Origin of the sequence: Halomicronema sp. CCY15110 (assembly GCF_016888165.1) — a bacterium.
Classification (GTDB): domain Bacteria; phylum Cyanobacteriota; class Cyanobacteriia; order Phormidesmidales; family Phormidesmidaceae; genus Halomicronema.
The window spans coordinates 1-224 of sequence record NZ_JACSWC010000011.1 but is presented as its reverse complement, the minus strand read 5'-3'; the positions used below and the strand labels follow the sequence as shown (position 1 = coordinate 224).

Sequence of the window (224 nt, the reverse complement as noted above, 5' to 3'; positions counted from 1 at the left end):
GTTTTCGTCTCCGTCTTCTTGATGTATCCCTTGGGGCAGAGCAGCTGGTTCTTCGCACCGAGCTTCGGCGTCGCCGCGATTTTCCGCTTTCTGCTGTTCTTCCAGGGTTTCCACAACTGGACGCTGAATCCCTTCCACATGATGGGAGTGGCCGGCGTCTTGGGCGGGGCGCTGCTGTGTGCAATTCACGGTGCCACCGTGGAAAACACGCTGTTTGAAGATGG

The 224-nt window shown here is 57.6% G+C and carries 1 pseudogene; it reads left to right on the top strand.

Going from position 1 to position 224, the window contains the following annotated elements:
* Positions 1-224: pseudogene (locus JUK32_RS00045) on the top strand (photosystem II D2 protein (photosystem q(a) protein)); the annotation flags it as partial.